Origin of the sequence: Bacteroides sp. HPS0048, assembly GCF_964240755.1 — a bacterium.
GTDB lineage: Bacteria > Bacteroidota > Bacteroidia > Bacteroidales > Bacteroidaceae > Bacteroides > Bacteroides nordii.
In genome coordinates this window covers 168,132-191,408 of sequence record NZ_CAXSVC010000005.1, presented here as the reverse complement: position 1 = coordinate 191,408, position 23,277 = coordinate 168,132, and the positions used below count along the sequence as shown (strand labels likewise).

General features: G+C 40.1%; 20 protein-coding genes. 13 read left to right on the top strand and 7 right to left on the bottom strand.

Translation table 11 applies throughout. From position 1 onward, the window contains the following. Positions 1 to 150 precede the first annotated feature (150 nt). From ACESQI_RS06255 to ACESQI_RS06240, 4 genes are all read right to left on the bottom strand, one after another. Positions 151 to 1,272 carry an OmpA family protein gene (locus tag ACESQI_RS06255; protein WP_195660308.1) on the bottom strand — a complete coding sequence of 374 codons (1,122 nt, stop codon included), beginning with the start codon at positions 1,270 to 1,272 and terminating at the stop codon, positions 151 to 153. A 41-nt stretch (positions 1,273 to 1,313) separates the two neighbouring features. Beyond that, positions 1,314 to 2,069, bottom strand: coding sequence for a YjbH domain-containing protein (locus ACESQI_RS06250; protein WP_044095454.1), 756 nt, complete (start codon positions 2,067 to 2,069; stop codon positions 1,314 to 1,316). 39 nt (positions 2,070 to 2,108) lie between these two features. Then, positions 2,109 to 4,223, bottom strand: a complete 2,115-nt coding sequence (locus tag ACESQI_RS06245) for a hypothetical protein (RefSeq protein ID WP_373125568.1) — start codon at positions 4,221 to 4,223, stop codon at positions 2,109 to 2,111. An 85-nt stretch (positions 4,224 to 4,308) separates the two neighbouring features. Beyond that, positions 4,309 to 5,310 carry a hypothetical protein gene (locus tag ACESQI_RS06240; protein WP_229127606.1) on the bottom strand — a complete coding sequence of 334 codons (1,002 nt, stop codon included), beginning with the start codon at positions 5,308 to 5,310 and terminating at the stop codon, positions 4,309 to 4,311. A gap of 399 nt (positions 5,311 to 5,709) precedes the next feature. Here ACESQI_RS06240 and ACESQI_RS06235 point away from each other — a divergent pair, with 399 nt between their 5' ends. From ACESQI_RS06235 to ACESQI_RS06175, 13 genes are all read left to right on the top strand, one after another. After that, positions 5,710 to 6,852, top strand: coding sequence for a site-specific integrase (locus ACESQI_RS06235; RefSeq protein ID WP_195660310.1), 1,143 nt, complete (start codon positions 5,710 to 5,712; stop codon positions 6,850 to 6,852). A gap of 440 nt (positions 6,853 to 7,292) precedes the next feature. Beyond that, positions 7,293 to 8,537: a hypothetical protein gene (locus ACESQI_RS06230; protein ID WP_195660311.1), complete on the top strand. Its 1,245-nt coding sequence runs from the start codon at positions 7,293 to 7,295 to the stop codon at positions 8,535 to 8,537. 10 nt (positions 8,538 to 8,547) lie between these two features. Further along, complete coding sequence (locus ACESQI_RS06225) at positions 8,548 to 10,449, top strand: DUF3869 domain-containing protein (RefSeq protein WP_195660312.1); 1,902 nt, start codon at positions 8,548 to 8,550, stop codon at positions 10,447 to 10,449. A 42-nt stretch (positions 10,450 to 10,491) separates the two neighbouring features. Next, complete coding sequence (locus ACESQI_RS06220) at positions 10,492 to 11,238, top strand: YjbH domain-containing protein (RefSeq protein WP_007485021.1); 747 nt, start codon at positions 10,492 to 10,494, stop codon at positions 11,236 to 11,238. A 63-nt stretch (positions 11,239 to 11,301) separates the two neighbouring features. Next, a complete protein-coding gene (locus ACESQI_RS06215; protein ID WP_007485022.1) occupies positions 11,302 to 12,507 on the top strand; it encodes an OmpA family protein in 1,206 nt (401 codons plus the stop codon). A 120-nt stretch (positions 12,508 to 12,627) separates the two neighbouring features. Beyond that, positions 12,628 to 13,044: a Holliday junction resolvase RuvX gene (gene ruvX, locus ACESQI_RS06210; protein ID WP_195660313.1), complete on the top strand. Its 417-nt coding sequence runs from the start codon at positions 12,628 to 12,630 to the stop codon at positions 13,042 to 13,044. 44 nt (positions 13,045 to 13,088) lie between these two features. Further along, on the top strand, positions 13,089 to 13,643 hold the full coding sequence (def, locus tag ACESQI_RS06205) for a peptide deformylase (RefSeq protein ID WP_002561643.1): 555 nt from the start codon (positions 13,089 to 13,091) through the stop codon (positions 13,641 to 13,643). Between the two features lie 224 nt (positions 13,644 to 13,867). Continuing rightward, positions 13,868 to 15,910, top strand: coding sequence for a tetratricopeptide repeat protein (locus ACESQI_RS06200; protein ID WP_195350918.1), 2,043 nt, complete (start codon positions 13,868 to 13,870; stop codon positions 15,908 to 15,910). 164 nt (positions 15,911 to 16,074) lie between these two features. Next, entirely contained in the window at positions 16,075 to 18,015 is a 1,941-nt protein-coding gene (gene thrS, locus ACESQI_RS06195; protein ID WP_007485025.1) for a threonine--tRNA ligase, read from the top strand. A gap of 72 nt (positions 18,016 to 18,087) precedes the next feature. Next, positions 18,088 to 18,699, top strand: coding sequence for a translation initiation factor IF-3 (gene infC / locus ACESQI_RS06190; protein WP_007485026.1), 612 nt, complete (start codon positions 18,088 to 18,090; stop codon positions 18,697 to 18,699). A gap of 68 nt (positions 18,700 to 18,767) precedes the next feature. Further along, positions 18,768 to 18,965, top strand: a complete 198-nt coding sequence (gene rpmI, locus ACESQI_RS06185) for a 50S ribosomal protein L35 (RefSeq protein ID WP_002561639.1) — start codon at positions 18,768 to 18,770, stop codon at positions 18,963 to 18,965. Positions 18,966 to 19,064: 99 nt separating this feature from the next. Next, positions 19,065 to 19,415, top strand: a complete 351-nt coding sequence (rplT, locus tag ACESQI_RS06180; RefSeq protein WP_002561638.1) for a 50S ribosomal protein L20 — start codon at positions 19,065 to 19,067, stop codon at positions 19,413 to 19,415. 360 nt (positions 19,416 to 19,775) lie between these two features. Continuing rightward, on the top strand, positions 19,776 to 20,543 hold the full coding sequence (locus tag ACESQI_RS06175) for an EFR1 family ferrodoxin (RefSeq protein ID WP_002561637.1): 768 nt from the start codon (positions 19,776 to 19,778) through the stop codon (positions 20,541 to 20,543). A 63-nt stretch (positions 20,544 to 20,606) separates the two neighbouring features. On the opposite strand, the gene xpt is transcribed toward ACESQI_RS06175, so the two are convergent. The 3 genes from xpt to ACESQI_RS06160 all read right to left on the bottom strand — a co-directional run bounded on the left by xpt (position 20,607) and on the right by ACESQI_RS06160 (position 23,274). Further along, entirely contained in the window at positions 20,607 to 21,173 is a 567-nt protein-coding gene (gene xpt / locus ACESQI_RS06170; protein WP_025867916.1) for a xanthine phosphoribosyltransferase, read from the bottom strand. A 112-nt stretch (positions 21,174 to 21,285) separates the two neighbouring features. After that, on the bottom strand, positions 21,286 to 22,593 hold the full coding sequence (locus ACESQI_RS06165; RefSeq protein WP_002561635.1) for a phenylacetate--CoA ligase: 1,308 nt from the start codon (positions 22,591 to 22,593) through the stop codon (positions 21,286 to 21,288). Positions 22,594 to 22,689: 96 nt separating this feature from the next. Next, positions 22,690 to 23,274 (bottom strand): indolepyruvate oxidoreductase subunit beta, encoded by a 585-nt coding sequence (locus ACESQI_RS06160; protein ID WP_002561634.1) that lies wholly within the window; start codon positions 23,272 to 23,274, stop codon positions 22,690 to 22,692. Positions 23,275 to 23,277 lie beyond the last annotated feature (3 nt).

Below are 23,277 nucleotides of genomic sequence, written 5' to 3'. Positions count from 1 at the left end.
AGGGGCGCAAAGATAATGTAAATAGCCATTGATTGCAAAAATAAGATGGGGTTTCCTTAAAATAGTTGGATATAAGAAAGGCTATCTCACAAAATTTAGTGGGATAGCCTTTTGGTATTAAAAACTTTAGTTTGTATCTGATTTCAGCGTTTATTCCAGAATCACTACACGGTTCAGGAAGTTCTTACCGAACATATTGTCAGTTCCACCGAAACCAACCAGTTCAAGCTGATCTTTGCTTACGCCTTCTTTAACAAGTGCGTCGTAAACAGCCTGAGCACGTGCTTCAGACAGTTTCTGATTCCACTTAGAGCTACCGGTTGCCTTGTCGGCATATCCGGCAATCTTGTATTTCTTATCCGGATTAGCCTTCAGGATCTTAGCTGCCAACTGGATGTTAACCATACCATAGTCGTCAATCTTAGACTTGCCAATCTGGAAGAAAATAGCACGAGGACCGGCTACTTCTACTTCCTTCACAACTTCCTTAGTCACAGGTTTCGCATTAGCCAATGCATTCTTTGCATCTGCTAAATCTGTCTGAGCCTGTGCCAGTTCGTCGCGATATCTGTTCAATTCATCATTGATAGCGCTCTGGTCTACCTTAGAGTTGCAAGATACAAATTTCTTACCGCCGAATGTGTAAGTTACACCGGCAGTCAGAGAAACTGCACCGTCTGTATATGCACTACTGTATTTACCAAATATAGAAGGAGAAACTTCGCCTCTTGCTTCAATATTAATGTCGATGTATTTGCTTACGTTGAACTGTCCTGCCAAGCCAACTGAACCGTTGACCAGCGCATTCATTTTGTTCATGTCGCCATACGTTTTTGAAAAAGTCAGTCCCGGACCTGCAAATACAGAAACATTGAACAGACGATCCGGATTGTAACCTGCAATAGCATTGCTGAGGTTGTACATAGCGTCTGCACGCAGTGTGAAGTATTTCTTGTTCTTGTATTCGGCATAATCGCCTTTCACTCTGTTGTAGTCAGTATACAGTGTACTCCACATGCCGGCTACCTGAGCACGCACTCCCCATACGGGGTTGATTAGTTTTCCTACTGATACATGGATCAGCGGAGTTATGGCATGTCCAAAGCCATAATCAAAGTTGTTCGGATTTACACATCCTTGTGCTCCGGCACCCACACTGATAAAGATATTGTCCTTAGCCCTTTCGGTATAGAACTTCTCTTTGGTCTGCGCAGAAGCTGAGATGGCTGCTCCGGTCAACAGTAAAGATAATATTACTACTTTGCTTTTCATTGTTTTTAATTTTTAATATTTCAACTCTTTCTTATCTCTTTTTATTTCAACCGGAATTGAAAGGTCAATCCTCCTGTGAAATATTTCATCCTTTGCAATTCTATCTGTGCATGAAGATGATTAAAAAGCAGATAAGTGGCTCCTAACGCAAAATCTTTCGAATCATATTCGGCTATCAGTCGTAGCTGTGGATGGAAAGACGGATTATAGGTAATACCTGCTGCAATGCCGTTCAAATGATATTCTATTCTCCTGTTATAAAGATAGGAGAGATGAACACCAAGTGTTTCTTTACCTATCCGGATATGTTTGGTCGCAGCTATATAAAAGCGACTGTAATATCCGTTCCCCTTATCGGAAGCTATCACATCTCCTGATGAAGTAAAAGGATCTGAGGTCCCTAAAACTACTGCAGGCGTATACTTCCAGAATTGGCCTTCCTTCAAAGCACGCAATCGGACTGAGAAATACCGGTCCTGATTCGTAAACCCTGTATAACCATAAGGTTTTAGTCCCAATGCTTCGGCTTTGAAAAGCGTACAGGTATACGCTACTTCCAGCCAGGGCATTATAGTTACATTCAGGTAATAATTATACGTATGGTAGTACCATGTAGGAGGAGTTATCTCCTTATTTAAAAAATTGGCACCCAGCATTACTGTTTTATCTTTCTGCATCTCTGCCGAAGGAGCATGCAGCAATCCTGTGGTTCCATAGGTTAATTGAGCCGAAAGCATATAAGGTATACTTATAAGTAATAGTACAATATAGATTCGTTTTAAACTCATTTTATACATTATAAATGCTTTCGATTCAATTACTTAGTACTCACAAAATTAATCCAGGTCAACAATACCACCACCTGTATTCAGGTCGTCTCCATGACCGTGACCATGACTTGGAGTTTGTTTTGGAGCGATCTTGTAAGAAACAACAGAAGCTATAGTTACAGTCAATGTGACAGGAGTTCTGTCAGCCTTGATAACTGTAATGGAGTATGTAGTTTCTTTTTCACTTCTTGTGATAGTGAAACCTTCAATTTGTTGATTAGGCGAAATACTCATATCCTGAGAGAAAGCGACATCCTTATAGTTTGGCTGAGGCAGAATGTTCATGTTATCTGCTTTGATCATCTTCTGTAAAAGTTCAACTACATGTTTTTTGGTACTTTCTTTCACTCCTGTGAGTTTTGCATCTGCTTCCAACTGAGGTGTGTTACCAATATATCTGCTACCACCCTTATACTGGCCTTTTACAGTAATAATCTGATCGTAGTTGCCAGTGAAGCATGGATACGGTTTGAATTCTTCAGCTAAAGGAGCTTCTTCTTTACTCTTGTCAATCTTTGATGTGAAACCAAATTTGAATTTGGAGAAGTGGCGGATTTCAGCTTTGAACTGGCCGTTATCTTGTGGCATTGCATAGTTTACAACACCTTGCACTTTATCTTCTACCCATGTTTTGTTTGTTTCATTGTAATATAATACAGGCAATAGATAGTCAGCTTTTTCTGTTGTAGCAATTTCAGATCCAAATGTGATATTTAATGGGGTAGCAAAGACAACACCCTTTGGTGTACCTTCATAAGTACGTACAGCTGCTTCTGCTTTTTCTGTTGCAAGGTCACGAGATACGTTGATGTTCTGTGCTACTGTGCTACCTTCACCTTCGTTTTGAGTATAAATAACTACGGCACTTGTTGGTAATGAAACAATATCTTTAACCTGTTGAACTGTTCCGTCAGCATTTACGATGTCTGAAACCAAGTCTTTATTTAATTCGGTCGTCGTTGTAACAGTAGTAATTTTATCAGCTGTAACGGTTTCTCCTGTTGCTTCTTCCATTGCATCGAGAACATCGTTTATTGTTACTTTAACTTCAGTTCCGTCTTCTTTTACAACCGGTGTAGCCTCTTCTTGTGCGATAACATCTTTATCTTTAACCTCTGTTTTTCCATTTTCTACTGGATTCAAATTAGTGTTACCACCAATAGAGCCATCTTCAGTTGTATCCTTATTGATTGGAATCAAAGTTATATTTACAGTGGATACTGATGTCTGGCCTGCTGATACGGGAACCATCAGGAAGCTACATGCAAACGGATAATAAGTAGATTTGCTTACTTTCACAGTTGCCAATACAGTAGGACCTACATATTCTGCAGGAATTTCTTGTTTGTAGTAACCGTTATTGATACTTGGTGTGAATGACTGACCATTAGTTAAGCTAATCTCAACAGTTGCTCCGTCTACTATCACATTATTTGCTCCCCAGATGTTGCCTTCAATGTAATATTTAGCTGTTGGTTCTGGTTCCGGTTCTTCTGCGATCTTCTGTAAAACAACGTTTGCTCTTGTTACGATAGTATTGACTCCTGTACCTTCTTTCAAAGGAGCTTCTGTAATAACAATCTGTGCGTAGGTTTTTGTATATCCTGCTACATTTACAAAAGCGATGTAGTTACCTGGAGTAACATTTTCAACAGTAAATGTACTTTCGCCAACATTATATTTCACTGTCTGGTCTTCGATAGTAACTTTGTCACCTGTTGCAAATTTAACCTTGTTACCATCTATGTCATATAAAGTTCCATTAATATTATATTGGTTAGTCATGTATTCCGGATCTGGTATGTCTATTGCTACCGGTTCGAGTGCTGCATCTACGACATAAGTTCCTGTTTCTCCGTTGGGCAATGCTTTTACATCAATAGATTTACTTAATGTAATGTAGTTATCCGCTTTGATAGTAATAGTCTGCACTCCGGTTGCTTCAAGTTGGAGTGAGTATTCACCATTTGCCGGAGTAAATGATTGACCATTTACAGTAAAAGCAGTCATTACGGCGCCAGTTGTAGCATCTGTAACGATACCTTTTACATAATATTTGGCTGGTGTTGTACTTGGTGTCGGTACATCAATTTCCTCTTTTTCGTAACAACTTGCGAACATACCGCAAATTGCTACTAACATTAACGCTAACTTAGCGTTAAGACTAAAAAATTTACTTTTCACTTTCATCTCAATAAAATTAAAATTAATAATTAGATAATTCTGATTTAATAAAATATGGGTTAAAACTATTATTCTGCATTATGTTTTCATAGGGCGTAGCTTTATATCCTTTATAATAATATCGCTCATTTCCTGCATTATAGGCTATACCAAAGTTATTAGAAGTAGTTATGCGCGGTATATACCCCTTGCGTTTATATTTATAAGGTGGAAGAGTTATCTGAAAACGGAAACCTCCATTAGCTTTAATTCCATCGGCTTTCATTGCATAAAAACCAATAGATGCATAACGGAAGTGACGGATACAGTCAATTCTGACTCCTTTTTCACCTAATAAATATTGTTCTACTTTTAAAGATGTTTCTACGTTGTATTTAGGCCAGTAAAAACTTCCTCCTACAGACCAGGTTACACGTCTTTTGGTTCCGTAATACAATGTAAATCCATCCCAATATCCAGTTCCTGTATATCCAACACGCCCTTCAATGGTAAATCTTTCATCCCATATCAAGTGGTGAGTCATTTGTAAATCCATGCCATATCTATCATTATTGAAGTGCCCTATTGCAAGTCTGGCAAATGTATTATAAGGTAGTCTTATACTTTGTGCCAGTTCAACAAATCCCGGACGTACTTTCCCGTATCCATTCGGGTATCCATCATTATATATTGGCAATATCATTTGTGTGGTAAACTTCATTCCTTTCCAAAGAGAGACCTCTATTGCTGGTGACAGGTTGAATAATACCTGATAAATTTGTGTGATAACCACATTCTTAAAGTATAATTCCGGATAAACCACTATATCTACTTTAAACAGTGAACTGTTTTTTTTCTTACCTTTTGTTGCTTGTCTCCAGTTTTTGCCCAGATTATAATTAACTTCCCAGTCTTGTCGATTAATTTCAGAAATACTATCGCCTATAACTGGCTGATAATAAAGCGAAATTTGCGGAATGTTATTATCCAGAAAAATAAGTCTGCATGGCTTATTCTGTGGATATGTAGTTAGATATAACCACAAACCTACTAAACAATAGTAGTTTATTACACCACAGTGTATTATGCAATTTTATTACAAGAAAATAAATAGATATAAAGAACGTTATATCAGCTATAATAGTAGTATTACTGTTACCAACATGTTACTATTTATTTACATATGGAGGTTCATATTTTTTTTCTTTACCTTATAAAGAATAATTCATTACCTAAATTCAAGAGAAACCATATATAGACGTATAAAACAGGTCATTGCATTGTAATACTTTATTCCTTATAAATTAGTCCTAATAGTAATAAACGTTATAGCATAAACAATAGAAATAAGTACTACGTTCTAATTACCCTTTATGAAGGATGTTACCAGTTTGTTACTCCGAACAGAAAGGTGTATATATTAATGATAGGTTAGTAGACAGATATGAAAAAGAAACTTAGAATAAAAGAACCGATTAAACTTCGGTCAAAACAATTGTCGAATGGGTGTTTATCACTTTATCTCGATATTTATATGGATAAAAAGCGAAGATATGAATTTTTAAAACTTTATATTATTCCGGAAAATAGCCGGATAGATAAGGATAGAAATGCAGAAACGCTTAAGTTGGCTAATGCTATTAAAGCTCAGAAAATTATAGCGTTACAAAATGGCAAATTTGGCTTCGATGCAAATAAGAATAGGTCAAATATGCTACTTACTGACTATATAGGCTATTTGGCAAATAGAGACATGGTTCAAAAGGCAAAACGAGCTTTGATGAATACCTTGATTCACCATCTTCAGAGATATGATAAAAGTGGAATTTCATTAAAAGCTGTTGATAAAGACTACATATTAGGGTTTATGGAGTACTTAAAGTCTGCAACTCAGAAACATAGTAAAAAAGAAAAGTTGATCAATGTGAATAGCCAGATATGCTATCTGAAAGAGTTAAACTATTGCCTAAAATATGCAGTTGTTGAAGATGTTTTATCTACAAACCCGATGAATAAAATAAAAAATGAAGATAAACCTAAACGAAAAAGAACTGAACGGGAATATTTGACCATGGACGAAATACGGTTGTTGTCTCAAACTCATTTCTATAATGAAATGTTAAAAAGAGCCTTTTTATTCAGCTGTTTTTGTGGATTAAGACACTCGGACATTGCTGCATTGACCTGGGAGAATCTCAGGAAAGATAAAGCTGGTAATACTCAATTACATATAATACAGCAAAAGACTCAAGAAATAATATCTCTTCCTCTTAGTCCTGAAGCATTAAAACAGTTACCCGAGAGAGGTAAAGCATTGGATACCGAACGGGTTTTTAATGGTTTGATATCCTTGGGAAGAACCAATGAAATATTATCTCGCTGGGGAAAGGATGCAGGGATACAAAAACATATTACTTTTCATGTTGCGAGACATACCCACGCAACTATGATGATCACTTTGGGAGCTGATATATATACAGTTTCTAAATTGTTAGGACATACAAATATCCAGACAACTCAGATCTATGCAAAGATTGTAGATGAGAGCAAGAGTAAAGCAATTGCCCTCATTCCTGAGATAACATAATGCTGATTATCAGTATTTAGAGAATATATATATCATTGACTATAAAAGTACGTACTCTTATGTATATAAAGTACGTATTTAAGTCATAGTTAAATACGTATTTTTGGAGTATAGAAGTACGTACTTTTGGTTCTATGATATAATAAACTCTTATTGCATGGTAATTAAAGACAACATTGATACTCTTTTCCTTTCTTTATTGAACTACATTTTTACCTTCATTTGTACAGTTGCAACCACCTTAAATAGCGCTATTCTTTGTAACATTCAGAAAGAATATTACCGATTTGGTATCTATTTTGAGAAATCCGTAACAAGAATAAAAAATATAATACAATATTTTGATTTTTCGTGTAAAATTCTTTGGTATTATTAAAAATGTACCTATTTTTGCGTCGTATTTCGCATCATAAAGATGACACTTAAGATAAAACTAAAGAATGGGATATAAAGTCTCTTACATGTGGAAAGGCCTAAATAATAGCGATATAATACGCTGTATAGCGATCTTTTTATTCTGTTTGCTTTCCTCAAAGGGAATGAGCCAAACAGGAGAAGAGACTGTTAACACTTTAGTTGGAATGGGTTTTGAGAATGTCGGCTGGCATGAAGATGATAAGGAACGTGTTTATGTGATGGAGAATACGGCCTACCGCCTGAATGGAGTAGGAATCGGCAAAGCTGTTGACGTTGTCCAAAGGATGGGTTTACCACAGAATAAGCCATGTAGGTTAATTTTTTTGGACAATAACGTTCCTCAGATATCATTGTATTATCAGCCAACAGTTGCTGATAGTATTTCTGAGATTGATCGGAAAGACTGGGAAGTTAGCTATAACCTTGGAAAAAACTGGAGAAAACAGGTTAAAGGAAAGAAAAAAAATAGTTCACTATTTAAAGTGGATGTTACAATATACCCTGAGTTATCATTAAAGAATTTGGTAATAACTCAGATTTATCAAGTGCTGTTTAATTTGTCTCCGGCTATTGAAGTTTCGTTTTGGAAAGGGATGAAGTTGACTGCGCAAGTGGTGATTCCGGTATATAATGATGGGTATGGAACACGTGCGGGTAAAGTACACCCGGGATTTCTTACTCTGCAGCAAACTGTTCGGCTACCTTATAATATATGGGGTACCTTGGCAGTTGGTACTTTTAATGCTGGGAGATATGGGGTTGATTTGAAGCTGTTTCATCCATTCAAGGATGAACGTTTTAGTGTAGAGGGACGAATAGGGACAACTGGGACTTATTATTGGGATGGTTTTGAATATGTATATGGAAGCAAACAAAGGCTTACGTGGAGTATTGGGGGCAGTTTTTATTGGCCCCAGTTTAATTTGCAGACCACTTTGAAGGCCGAGCAATATTTATTAGGTGAGAAAGGGGTACGTCTTGATATAATAAGGCATTTTCGATATACGTCTATAGGCTTTTATGCTATGAAAGCAGAAGGAGTGAGGGCTAATGGAGGTTTTCGCTTCCAGGTTGCTCTTCCGCCATATAGGTACAAACGTAAGGGGTATATTCCACGTGTGACTCCGTCTAAAAACATGGGGATAGCCTATAATGCAGGAAATGAACGGTATTATTATAAAGGATACAGAACGAGTCCTGGTGAGAATATCATGCAGAATAATAGTTTTAACCCATATTTTATTAAATCAGAATTACTAAATTTTTAATTTTATTGAGATGAAAAAGAAAAGTTTTTTTAATGGTATTAATGCTAAAATGGCATTGGCTATTGTAGCTTTATCTGGGGCTCTTTTAACCGGATGTTATAAAGACGATGGCTTGGATATGGATGCTCCAATAGGAGAGACTGTATTGCCAGAAGCTACTTATACTTTAAATGGTACAGTGATTGATGCATCGACAATGCAGAATCTTAAGTTGGATGCTGCAGCCGGAGATTATGTAAAAGTGAATAATGTTGATGTAACCTTGACTAATGGCTCTTTTACTGTAGCTGTGAAAGCGGAAACTAATGTTATTGCAGTGAAAGTAAAGGGGTATAATGAAGATCAGGAATTTACTCGTTCTGTAAATGTTGCACCGATAAAACCCGGACAGTCGGCTGTTTATACTCAAACAATTGGTTTGAAACCTAATGCTGTTGTAACTGAAGAAGTTGCTAAGTATAACATAAAAGTTCAGGCATATGGTGGTGAGGCAATGGCTTTGCTTGATCCGTCAAGATACGAAGCTACAATAACTAAAGAAGGTGTAGCAGTAGCTGGTTTTGAGGATCTTGAATATGGTGTTTATACACTGAATGTTGTAGAGAAAGTGGCTGCAGGTGCTCAGAAGACATTGCAGGATTTCACTACTTTGGTTTCTTTAAATAAAGTATATGTACCAAAAGGTGATCCTAATCTTACGGTAGTTGTTTCTGCATATATGCCTTTAATAGGTGATATGACAGAATATACAATGCTGTTTGCTGACTTTACAAATGCTTCTAATGGTAATTTGGTGAATGTTGTAAAAGCGTGGGTGGCTAAAGACGGTGTGGATGTGCCTGAATCAATTGTTACCAATACAAGTCATTTTGCCTTTAAGGTTAAAAAAGAAGAAGTTGCAAATTATAAATTGTTTGTTACTTATGAGCGTACTGATGGAAGTCAAAATACTGTAACAAAGAACTTTGCAGATGATATGACTTCTCTTGGTGTACTTTTGAATACCAATGCTCAGGAAGGCTCTACTCCGATTGTACCGGGACAAGATACTGAAATTGCTGGTACAGATGGTGATGTTGCTGCAGTTAAAAAAGGTACGACAATTACATTGCCTGATGGTAAAGTCGTAGATTTTGCAGATGTTGAAGTTAATATTCAGCGTCTGGTTGGTGAAGAGGCATCGGATGAAGAGGCTATGAGAGTATATGAAGGTACTCCTGATGGAATTAAGTTTAGTGAGCCTATTGCTGTTAAGTTTAACGATATTTGGGCTAATCAGTTGGGTACAATGAAACTTGTTTACGAAAAAGATGGTAAATGGGGAGATTCAGAAGGTGATGTTGTACGTGGAAGTGATGGCGTATATACTATGAATATAAGTCACTTCTCTAAATTTAAAGCTGTTATTAATAGCGAAAGCTCTGTTGGCACTTCTAACGAAGTAAAAGATGCTGTTGTAGAAACTGTAGTTGGTAAAAAGAATGATACTGAAAATGCTATTACAGTAACAGTAAAATATAACCAAAAGAAAGGTACTGAAATATCTTCAATAGAAGAGGCTGCTACATCTGCTGGATTTACAGATAGTAAAGCAAATGCTGTAGTTACTTCTGTTATAAAAGCTTATATGGAAGAAAAAGGTATTGTTGCTGAGCCTTTTACAACAGTTTCCGGAGAAGAGAATAAAACAATTGATCCATGGACTTGCCTTGAAAAAGTTACAACTCAGCAAGTTTATCTGACTACTGTTTACACGTTTACTATCAATGAGAAACCGGTAACAGTAACTGTTAAGACCGCTGATCATGTAATTGTAGGTATTGAAACTTATACATTCGGACATGGACACGGACATAGCCATGGTCATGGAAATGACAACCTTTCCGGTGGTGGTATTATTGATGCTGAATAAATAGCATAGGCTGAAAGCATATAAATATAAATAAGTGAAGAAATGGCTAAGAAGCGCATTTACATAGTATTACTGCTTATAAGTATACCATATATGCTTTCAGCTCAATTAACCTATGGAACCACAGGATTGCTGCATGCTCCTTCGGCAGAGATGCAGAAAGATAAAACAGTAATGCTGGGTGCCAATTTTATGAATAAGGAGATAACTCCTCCTAAGTGGTATTACCACACGTACAATTATTACCTGAATGTAACTATAATGCCCTGGCTGGAAGTAGCGTATACCTGTACGCTTTTCAAAGCTGAAGCATTGGGACTAAAACCTTATGGTTATACAGGGTTTACGAATCAGGATCGGTATTTCTCAATCCGGTTGCGTGCTTTAAAGGAAGGCCAGTTTTGGAAATACACACCGGCTGTGGTGATAGGAACTTCGGATCCGTTCACATCTTCTGGTGAAGTGGTAGCTCCTACGGGTGGAAATGGATATTACAGCCGTTTTTATTTAGCTGCAACTAAGCACATTCAACTGGGGAAAGAGACAATCGGGGTACACCTCTCTTATTTATATAATAGGAGAAAAGATTACCATTTAAATGGAATTGCGGCAGGTATTACATATAATCCGTCTTTTCATCCGCAGTTGCGGTTAATTGCCGAATATGATTCGAAGGATTTTGCACTGGGTGCCACCTATTTGCTGTTCAATCATTTGCATGCGCAGGTGGAGTTTCAGAAAATGAAGTATTTCACTGGTGGGTTGATGTTCAGGTTTTGCCTGAAATAAGGCTGTTGCAAGGAATGAAAGTGAATAAGAATAAAAAGAGTTGAATATTAAAAACAAAAAACAATGAAAAATAAGTTAGTAATATTATCTTTATTGTTGGCGGGGACTGCTGCTTCGGTGTCTGCTCAGGAAAAAGAGAAGTACTACAGTGAAAACTGGAAGGACAATATCTTTGTGAGCGTAGGAGTAGGAGCACAGGCTTCAACCAATCCGGATTCCAAATTTAGCAAATCCATTACTCCGCTGATCAATGTATCGGTGGGTAAATTTATCAATCCTATCTGGGGATTTCGTGGACAGGTTTATGGATGGCAATCCAAACAGTTTACTGCATATCCGTTTTTGCAAACGGGTAACAAGGTAAAACGTAAAGAAAACTATGTTGGTGTCAACCTGGACGGAATGTTGAACTTGACCAATTTGTTCTGTGGTTACAAACCTGGACGTGTATTCGAAGGAATGCTTTTTGTTGGTCCTTCTATGAATGTCGTTAAGAACTATGATGGCTGGCAGCTCGGATATTCAACCGGTGAAGGTGTAGTTCAGCCTGACGGAAGTCTTTTGTATGAAACTAAGATAGATCCTGCAAAGACAACTCCGAACGATCATGAGTTGCGTTGGCTTGTAGGAGCAAGTGTCGGTTTGGGAGCTAAATTTAACATCAACCCTAAATGGGCTATTGATATAGAAGCTCGTGGACAGGTGACTCCTGCTATCTTGGGTGCATATAGTAGTGCAAGTACAGACGGTTATCTGCACTTAACAGCTGGTTTCACTTATACATTCGGCGGTAAGAAATTTGTTGCAGGAGGTAAAGTAGACCAGAGCGCTATCAATGATGAATTGAACAGATATCGCGACGAACTGGCACAGGCTCAGACAGATTTAGCAGATGCAAAGAATGCATTGGCTAATGCGAAACCTGTGACTAAGGAAGTTGTGAAGGAAGTAGAAGTAGCCGGTCCTCGTGCTATTTTCTTCCAGATTGGCAAGTCTAAGATTGACGACTATGGCATGGTTAACATCCAGTTGGCAGCTAAGATCCTGAAGGCTAATCCGGATAAGAAATACAAGATTGCCGGATATGCTGACAAGGCAACCGGTAGCTCTAAGTGGAATCAGAAACTGTCTGAAGCACGTGCTCAGGCTGTTTACGACGCACTTGTTAAAGAAGGCGTAAGCAAAGATCAGCTTGAACTGGTTGGCTTCGGTGGAACTGACAATATGTTCGGTAAGAACTTCCTGAACCGTGTAGTGATTCTGGAATAAAATATGGGTTCTATAGAGCGAAAGCTCTGAATGAGAGAAAGGACGTCTGTTGCAGACGTCCTTTTTTTGTACCTTAATGAGATGTAATCAAAATAATAATCGTATTTTTGTACCCCAATTATGAGTAGAATATTAGCAATAGATTATGGTAGGAAACGTACAGGGCTTGCTGTTAGCGATACAATGCAGATTATCGCAAATGGGCTGACAACTGTGCCTACGCATGAGTTACTGGACTTTATAGCAGGTTATGTACAAAAAGAACCGGTAGAACGTGTCATTATTGGTTTGCCCAAACAGATGAATAATGAGGTTTCTGAAAATATGAAGTATATTGAACCTTTTGTCCGTTTGCTGAAGAAAAAATTACCGGAAATGCCTGTTGAGTTTGTAGACGAACGTTTTACTTCTGTGTTGGCACATCGCACGATGCTGGAGGCCGGGTTGAAAAAGAAAGATCGTCAGAATAAGGCTTTGGTAGATGAAATCAGTGCTACTATTATCTTGCAAACATATCTCGAAAGTAAACGTTTTTAGTAAAGAGACAACCGTATAATATAAATAAGGAATAAGAAAGAAATATGATTTTACCAATTTACACATACGGCCAGCCTGTATTGAGAAAGGTGGCCGAAGATATTACGCCCGATTATCCGGAGCTGAAAAAACTGATAGAGAACATGTTTGAAACAATGGTTCATGCCGATGGGGTTGGTCTTGCTGCTCCTCAAATCGGACTCCCTATCCGGGTTGTAACCATAACATTGGATCCGTTATCAGAAGATTATCCGGAGTTTAAAGATTTTAATCGTGCTTATATTAATCCTCACATACTCGAAGTGGGAGGAGACGAAGTAGCAATGGAGGAGGGCTGCCTCAGTCTTCCGGGTATTCATGAAACAGTGAAAAGGGGAGACCGTATACATGTGAAGTATATGGACGAGAATTTTGTTGAACACGATGAGGTGGTAGAAGGCTATCTGGCTCGTGTGATGCAGCACGAGTTTGATCATCTGGATGGTAAAATGTTTATTGATCACATTTCTCCGCTTCGTAAACAGATGATAAAAGGAAAGCTGAATACAATGCTGAAAGGAAAAGCCCGTAGCTCATATAAGATGAAACAAGTGAAGTAAGGGGGATTTACGATTGGACGATTTACAATTTGACGATTTACTATTTACGATTGATAAATGTTTTATTTATAAAAAAAAGTAACTTTAATCGTAAATTGTAAATCGTCAAATTGTAAATCTTCTTGGCTAAATACTCAAAAAATATAAAAAGTTAACCAATATCCCTGTTTAATAGCCGAAAAGCATTACTTTTGTTTCACTTATTAAGTAGTATTCAAAGGCCAATGATAAAAAAGATATTAGTAGCACTTATGCTACTGCCTACACTAATGTATGCTCAAATAAATACAGAGCGGGTAATGATGATTGCCCGTAATGCGCTTTATTTTGAAGACTACGTACTCTCTATCCAATATTTTAATCAGGTAATCAATGCGAAACCCTATTTGTACGAGCCTTATTTTTTCAGAGGCCTGGCTAAAATAAATCTGGATGATTTTCAGGGTGCGGAGGCTGATTGTGATAAAGCTATCGAGCGTAATCCTTTTGTAGTGGGAGCTTACCAGATTCGAGGGTTGGCCCGTATCCGGCAGAATAAGTATGATGGTGCGATTGAGGATTATCAGAAAGCCCTGTTTTATGCCCCGGAGAATGTTACGTTATGGCACAATCTGACTCTATGCCATATTCAGAAAAAAGATTATAAAGCTGCAGAAGAAGATTTGGGTAAATTATTGGCTATATCTCCCAAATATACACGAGCCTATCTTATGCGTGGTGAAGTGGCTTTAAAACAGCAGGATACTATCAGGGCACTGAATGATTTTAATACAGCTATCGAACTGGATAAATATGATCCGGATGCATGGTCGTCGCGGGCTATTGTACAGTTACAACAATCCAAGTATGCAGAGGCCGAGTCCGATTTCAACCAGGCTATTCGCTTGAGTGCCCGGAATGCCGGGAATTATATTAATCGTGCTTTGGCTCGCTTCCATCAAAACAATCTGAGAGGGGCCATGAGCGACTATGACCTCGCTTTAGATATAGATCCAAACAATTTTATCGGGCATTATAACCGTGGTTTGCTGCGTGCACAAGTGGGAGATGATAACCGTGCTATTGAAGATTTTAACTTTGTGCTTGAAATAGAACCGGATAATATGATGGCTACCTTTAACCGTGGATTGTTGCGTGCACAAACGGGAGATTACCGGGGAGCGATCAAGGATTATACTACAGTTATTGATCAGTATCCTAACTTCCTGGCCGGTTATTATCAGCGTGCTGAAGCCAGAAAGAAAATAGGAGATCGTAAAGGAGCCGAAGCGGATGATTTCAAAATTATGAAGATGCAGCTCGATCGTCAGAATGGTGTGTCAAATAAAGATGTGGCACAAAATAATAAAGATGATAAGGCTGAGAATAATGAAGATGAGGAAGACGAAGGCAAGACACGTAAGAAGTCGGATAAAAATATGAATAACTATCGTAAGATAGTGATAGCAGACGATTCTGAACAGGAACGGCAGTACAAGAGCGATTACCGGGGCAGGGTACAGGATCGCAACGTGAATATCAAGCCCGAACCGATGTTTGCACTTACTTATTATGAGAAGATGAGTGATGTGAAGCGTTCCGTAAACTATCATACCTACATTGATGAACTGAACCAGACGGGTATATTCCCGAAGCGCCTGCGTCTCACTAATATGGAAGCGCCATTGACTGAAGAGCAGGTTAAGTTCCATTTTGCATTGATCGATGCTCATACTTCTGCCATTGTGGAAGATGAGAAGAGTGCTGCGAAACGTTTTGCCCGTGCGCTCGATTTTTATCTTGTACAAGATTTTACAAGTTCGGTTGACGACCTGACACAAGCCATCTTGCTGGATGATACATTCTTCCCTGCTTACTTTATGAGAGCTTTGGTGCGTTGTAAACAGTTGGAGTATCAAAAAGCCGAAGAAGCTACAAGTGCCAAACAGGGTATCGATTCGTCTCATAAGGAGATCGGCGCGGTAGATTATGATGCGGTAATAGCAGACTTAAACCGTGTGATTGCTTTGGCACCCGATTTCGTTTATGCTTACTACAATCGTGCCAATGTGTCGGCAATGTTGAAAGATTATCGTTCTGCATTGGTCGATTATGACAAAGCCATCGAGTTGAATCATGATTTTGCAGATGCGTATTATAACCGTGGATTGACCCATATTTTCCTGGGTAATAATAAGCAAGGTATTACAGATTTGAGTAAGGCAGGTGAACTGGGTATTGTTTCGGCATACAATATTATTAAACGTTTCACCGATCAGATGGAATAACATTTTTTTTATAAATAATAGAAAACTCAAAAAGATTTAGCTATTTTTGCACCAAAAAGTAAATATAAACTGCACCTTGGCATAAAAAATGAACGAGTTCATTTTATTCTGCTCTCGGTTTGCACTATCTTTGCGTGCTAAAAAGAAAAATATAACATCACATTATGATAAAGATAACATTTCCCGATGGCTCTGTTCGTGAATATAACGAGGGAGTGAACGGTTTGCAAATTGCAGAAAGTATCAGTTCGCGACTGGCACAGGACGTACTGGCTTGTGGCGTGAACGGTGAAATTTATGATTTAGGTCGCCCTATTAATGAAGATGCTTCTATCGTACTTTATAAGTGGGAGGACGAAGAAGGTAAACATGCCTTCTGGCATACAAGTGCTCACTTGCTGGCAGAAGCATTGCAGGAACTTTATCCAGGCATACAGTTTGGTATTGGGCCGGCTATTGAGAATGGTTTTTACTATGATGTTGATCCGGGTGAAGCTGTGATCAAGGAAGCTGATCTGCCGGTTATTGAAGCCAAAATGGCAGAGTTGGTGGCAAAGAAAGAGGCTGTGGTTCGTGCAGACATTGCAAAAAACGATGCTTTGAAAATGTTTGGTGATCGTGGTGAAACCTACAAATGCGAATTGATTTCCGAATTGGAAGACGGTCATATTACTACCTATACGCAAGGAGCTTTTACAGATCTTTGCCGTGGTCCTCACTTGCTGACAACCGCTCCGATCAAGGCTATCAAACTGACTTCTGTGGCAGGTGCATACTGGCGTGGTCATGAAGACCGTAAGATGCTGACTCGTATTTATGGTATTACTTTCCCGAAAAAGAAAATGCTGGATGAATACCTGACACTGATGGAAGAAGCTAAAAAGCGCGATCATCGTAAGATTGGTAAGGAAATGCAGCTCTTTATGTTCTCTGATACAGTGGGTAAGGGACTTCCGATGTGGTTGCCAAAGGGAACTGCACTTCGTTTGCGCCTGCAAGAGTTCTTGCGTCGTATCCAGACCCGTTATGATTATCAGGAAGTGATAACTCCGCCTATCGGTAATAAATTGTTGTATGTAACTTCCGGACACTATGCCAAATATGGTAAAGATGCTTTCCAACCGATACATACCCCTGAGGAAGGCGAAGAGTACTTCTTGAAACCAATGAACTGTCCGCATCATTGCGAGATTTATAAGAATTTCCCGCGTTCGTACAAAGACCTTCCTTTGCGTCTTGCAGAGTTTGGTACGGTATGCCGTTACGAACAAAGTGGTGAGCTTCACGGTTTGACTCGTGTACGTAGTTTCACACAGGATGATGCGCACATTTTCTGCCGTCCGGATCAGGTGAAGGGTGAATTCCTTCGCGTAATGGATATTATCTCCATTGTGTTCCGTTCGATGGACTTTACTAACTTTGAGGCTCAGATTTCTCTGCGTGATAAGGTTAATCGTGAGAAATATATCGGTAGTGATGAGAATTGGGAAAAGGCAGAGCAAGCCATCATTGAAGCCTGTGAAGAAAAAGGTTTGAAGGCTAAAATAGAATATGGAGAGGCTGCTTTCTATGGTCCTAAGCTTGACTTTATGGTGAAAGATGCCATCGGTCGTCGTTGGCAGTTGGGAACAATCCAGGTAGATTATAACCTGCCGGAGCGTTTTGAACTCGAATATATGGGATCTGATAATCAGAAACATCGTCCGGTGATGATTCATCGTGCTCCTTTCGGATCGATGGAACGCTTTGTGGCAGTGCTTATTGAGCATACAGCCGGTAAGTTTCCGTTGTGGCTGACACCCGATCAGGTAGTCATTCTGCCGATCAGTGAAAAGTTTAATGATTACGCAGAACAGGTAAAGATGTATCTGAGAACACACGAAGTCCGTGCAATTGTTGACGATCGTAATGAAAAGATCGGTCGTAAGATACGCGATAATGAAATGAAACGTATTCCTTACATGCTGATTGTGGGTGAGAAAGAGGCCGAAAACGGTGAAGTTTCAGTTCGCAGACAAGGTGAAGGCGATAAAGGGACTATGAAATTTGAAGAATTTGCTAAAATTTTGAACGAAGAAGTTCAGAATATGATAAATAAGTGGTAACTTTGCGCGCAATTAATAAATTAAAATAAATTGGTAGACAATAAAAAACAACAAGGAAGTAAACGTTATTTGATGAAGAATGACAGCTTAAAAGGGCAGTACAGAATCAATGAACAGATTCGAGCCAAAGAAGTACGCATCGTAAGCGATGATATAGAGCCTAAGGTATATCCTATTTTCCAGGCCTTGAAGATGGCTGAAGAAAAAGAACTTGACCTGGTGGAAATTTCACCTAATGCAGAACCCCCTGTTTGTCGTATTATTGACTACTCTAAATTTCTTTACCAGCAGAAGAAGCGTCAGAAGGAACAAAAGGCCAAGCAAGTGAAGGTGAACGTAAAAGAAATACGTTTCGGACCTCAGACAGATGACCATGATTATAACTTTAAGTTGAAGCATGCGAAAGGATTTCTGGAAGATGGTGACAAAGTGAAGGCTTATGTATTCTTTAAAGGACGTTCTATTCTTTTTAAAGAACAAGGTGAGGTGTTGTTATTGCGTTTTGCCAATGATCTGGAAGATTATGCAAAAGTAGATCAGTTGCCTGTTTTGGAAGGGAAGCGTATGATTATCCAGCTTTCTCCTAAAAAGAAGGAAGGGACTTCTAAAAAGCCTGCTGCTCCTAAGGTAGTTGCGCCCAAAGTTGCAGCTCCGAAAGCGAGCGAAGAGCCAACTGAAGAATAAGAAAGAAATGCGTAACGCGCCAGGTATAGTGCGTTGCCATATAATTTAATAATTTAAAATCAAGTAAGATGCCAAAGATGAAGACTAACTCCGGTTCTAAAAAAAGGTTTACCCTTACCGGAACAGGTAAAATCAAAAGAAAGCACGCTTTTCACAGTCATATTTTGACTAAGAAAACTAAGAAGAGAAAAAGAAATCTGTGCTACTCTACAACTGTTGATGCAACAAATGTAAGCCAGGTTAAGGAGCTCTTAGCTATGAAGTAATCAAAAGCGTAAAAGTATTATTAAAGTATTAACCGAATGCATTAGCTTTAAGTTCGCTACGTGAAGTAACGGCGCTAACATTCAAAAAAGAGTAAAACTATGCCAAGATCAGTAAATCATGTTGCTTCAAAAGCAAGAAGAAAGAAAATTTTGAAATTGACCAGAGGTTACTTTGGTGCAAGAAAAAATGTTTGGACCGTAGCTAAAAACACTTGGGAGAAGGGTTTGACATACGCGTTCCGTGACCGTAGAAATAAGAAAAGAAACTTCCGCGCTCTCTGGATACAACGTATCAATGCTGCTGCACGTCTTGAAGGAATGTCATATTCTAAGTTGATGGGTGGTTTGCACAAAGCCGGTATCGAAATAAACCGCAAGGTTTTGGCTGATTTAGCAGTAAATCATCCGGAAGCTTTCAAGGCTGTAGTTGCTAAAGCAAAAGCTGCTTAAGTCACACAGTGTAAGATTTATAGGTGCCGGTTGCTGTAAAGCAACCGGCATTTTTCTTTTCCGGAACTCCCTCCGGACGGGAGGAAAAGTTACTTTGAGGGTAAACAAAAAGCGGCTTTTCCTTGTTTATATCATACAAAGTTGTTACATTTGTGTAGTTAAAATATTAGCCGTATCGACTTGATCGGGAAACTCTTCAAATTAATCTGATAAACCGAGAACGCTTCAGCTCTCAATGGCGGGCCACATCCTTCGGGACAGCTTAATGCCGGTGGATTACAAAGGGGGCGAGCACTCAAATCTTGTTCTATCAGAGTTTCATCACATCGTCGGTGCGGCTTTTTTATACCCCTCCTCTTTATGATATTTTATTTTTCTGGTACAGGAAACTCTAAGTGGATTGCAGAGCAGCTTGCTGGTGTGCTGAAAGAACAATTGATATTCATTCCGGAAGCTATGCGGAATGCAGTTACCCATTACGAGTTGGCCGATAAAGAGAAGGTCGGTTTTGTGTTTCCTATTTATTCCTGGGGGCCTCCTCCTATTGTTCTCCAATTCTTGCAGGGTTTATCTTTGTCTAATTATCATAGTCAGTATTTCTTTTTTGTGTGTTCGTGTGGTGATGATACCGGGTTGGCTCAGCAGGTGTTTTGCGACGCGGTGGCTGCGAAGAGATGGAGATGTGATGCGGGATTCTCGGTTACTATGCCTAATAATTATGTACTGCTTCCGGGGTTTGATGTAGACTCTAAGGAGGTGGAGAAGCGGAAGCTGGATGATGCTGTTCAAAGAGTGGCCGAAGTGGGAGAGATGATTGAGGAGAGAACTAAATCTTTTCAGTGTAACGAAGGGCGTTTTCCTTTTATCAAAACGAAGTTGATTAATCCTCTCTTTATCAAGAAGGGCATATCAGTAGGAAAATTTCATGTAACGGATGCTTGTATTGCCTGTAAGCGGTGTGAGAAGGTTTGTCCGATGTTGAATATCGTGATGGTGGGTTGGAAACCGGTTTGGGGAGCAGATTGTACTTCCTGCCTGGCTTGCTATCATGTATGTCCGCAGAAGGCTGTGCAGTATGGGAAAGCTACAAAGAAAAAGGGGCAATACTTTAATCCGAATGTAAAATGACTGACGGCGGCCGGATTTCTAAAATCCGAATATAAAGTGTTCCCTGTAGTTCGCGCTACAGGATTATCTGATTTTTATCTGGCAGTTTGATAAATCTTCGATGATGGCCAGGCTTTCTACACGTACACCTTGTTCTTCAAGTGTTTTCCGGCCATGTTGAAAGGCTTTCTCTATAATGAATCCCATTCCTACCAGATTGGCGCCCGATTGCTTGATCAGGTCCAGCACGCCGAGGGCGGCATTTCCATAGGCGAGAAAATCGTCGACAAAGAGCACATTGTCTTCGGGGGTGAGGAAGTCGGAGCTGATAACTACTTCATAGTCACGATCTTTGGTGAAGGAGTGTACAGTGGTACTCAATGCGTTCTGAATGGTTTTGGGCGATTTCTTTTTGGCAAATACAACGGGGAGGTCCATGAGGTAGCCGGTCATGATGGCGGGGGCAATGCCACTGGCTTCTATGGTCATGATTTTATTGACATTGGTGGCGGCGAAGCGGCGAACAAATTCTACTCCGATGGATTTCATTAATACAGGGTCCATCTGATGGTTGATGAAGCTGTCTACTTTGAGGATACCGCCTTCAAAGCATCTTCCGTCTTGCTGTATTCTTTTCTTTAATAATTGCATAATGAATAAGGAAAATGGGGACATATCAACGTGTTATTTGCTGAAGAAGTTGATATGCCAATGCACCAATTTGGGGAGGGAGGGCCTCTTGATTGGCGCATTGGTGTATTTATTATATATTGTTTCTCAGGTCTTTTACTCTTACTGCTTTGCCTTCGCTTTGGGGGAGAGAGCCTTTTTTGACCAGTTTAAGTTTTGGGGTAACCAGTATTTCATCTTTAAGCTGGCGGGTGATTTCTTTGCGGATGCGCTCCAGCTCGATGTAGTTATCGGTAGAGAGATCGCTCAGTTCTACTTCGACGATCATTTCGTCTTGGTTGTTGACTGTCTCCAGGGTGATGAGGTAGTTGCTGCCCAATTGTGGGAATTGCACGAGTATCTTTTCCACCTGCATCGGGAAGATGTTGACTCCTTTGATGATGAACATGTCGTCACTGCGTCCTTTGATGCGGTCTATGCGTAGATGAGTGCGTCCGCAGGGGCATTTCCCGGGTAGGATGCGGGTGAGGTCGCGGGTACGGTAGCGGAGCAGGGGCATCATTTCGCGGTCGAGGGTGGTGAGTACAAGCTCTCCGATTTCTCCTTCTGGAACGGGTTCTCCTGTTTCGGGATCGATGATTTCTACAAAATAGCAGTCTTCCCAGAAGTGCATGCCGTTTTGTTCGGTGCATTCGAAGGCTACACCGGGACCGTTCATTTCTGTCATTCCGAAGCTGTTGTAGGCTTTGACGCCCAGCATGCGTTCTATTTTCCTCCGTTGTTCGTCTGTGTGAGGTTCGGCTCCGATGACGAGGGTTTTCAGGGTGGTGCCTGTGGGGTCTAGTCCTTCTTCCTGAAAGACTTCTGCCAGGCGTATGGCATAGCTGGGAATGGCATGTAAGGCGGTGGTTTTGAAGTCGTTGATGAATTTTATCTGCCGTTTGCTGTTGCCTGCGGCGGCTGGTACGGTGAGTGCCCCCAGGCGTTCGGCTCCGTACTGGAATCCGAGGCCACCGGTAAACATACCGTAACCGGAACTGTTTTGAAATACATCCGTTTTGCGGATGCCTACCATGTAGAGGCAACGGGCAACGAGGTTTGCCCAGGAGTCGAGGTCGTGCTGTGAATGTACGATGACGGTGGGGTTTCCGGTGGTTCCACTTGAGGAGTGGATGCGTACGCCATCTCTTTGCATGTTGCCGGCTACGAGTCCGAAGGGGTAGTAGGCGCGCATGTCGGTTTTGGTGGTGAAGGGTATTTTCCGGATGTCGTCCAGTGTCTGGATGGACTGGGCGGTGATGCCGTGTTCTTTAAAGACCTTTTGGTAATAAGGAGCATTTGCTGCTATTGAAACTGTTTTCCGGAGCCGTTGCAGTTGTAGTTCGTTCAGCTTTTCGCGGCTCATGGTTTCTATATCTTCTTCCCAGTATGTTGTATTCATGGTTTTTATTAATTGGAGCAATGGAGTTGATGTGCCAATTGTGCTGCGGTGGTTTGGATGCGGACAATTGGCACATTGTGTTGTATCACATTGGTGTTATTTGATTAATTTTTCGGCTATTTCCTTGCCGGCTTCCAGTGCCTGGAGGTTCATGTCTACGATGGCCTCTCCTTTGCGTTGGAATATCTCACGAATGCTGTCTTGTATTTTCTGGTAGTCGATGCCCAGGAATGGGATGGTGGCTCCCAGCAATACGATGTTGGCTACGCGTGCCGAGCCTACTTCTTTGGCTACTTTGTCTACATTGAGCACTACTTTGTGGGGGAGTTTGCCGATTTCGGCCAGCACGTCTTCCTGTGCGGGATAGTTGGGGATGTTGACGAACGGTGTTTCGTTGGTCACCAACCAGCCTTCGGGGCTGAGGTAGGGCAGGTAGCGCAGTCCTTCCATGGGTTCGAGTGAGATGATGAGGTCGCACTTTCCGGAGGGGATGAGGTCTGACGCAATGGGTTGGTCGCTGATGCGGAGGTTGGATTGTACGTCTCCTCCGCGCTGGCTCATGCCGTGTACTTCGGCTTGCTTCATGTATAGCCCGTCTTTCAGGGCTGCCTTACCGATGACTGTGGCGATTGACAGAATGCCCTGTCCGCCTACTCCTGATAGTATGATGTCTTTTTTCATGGC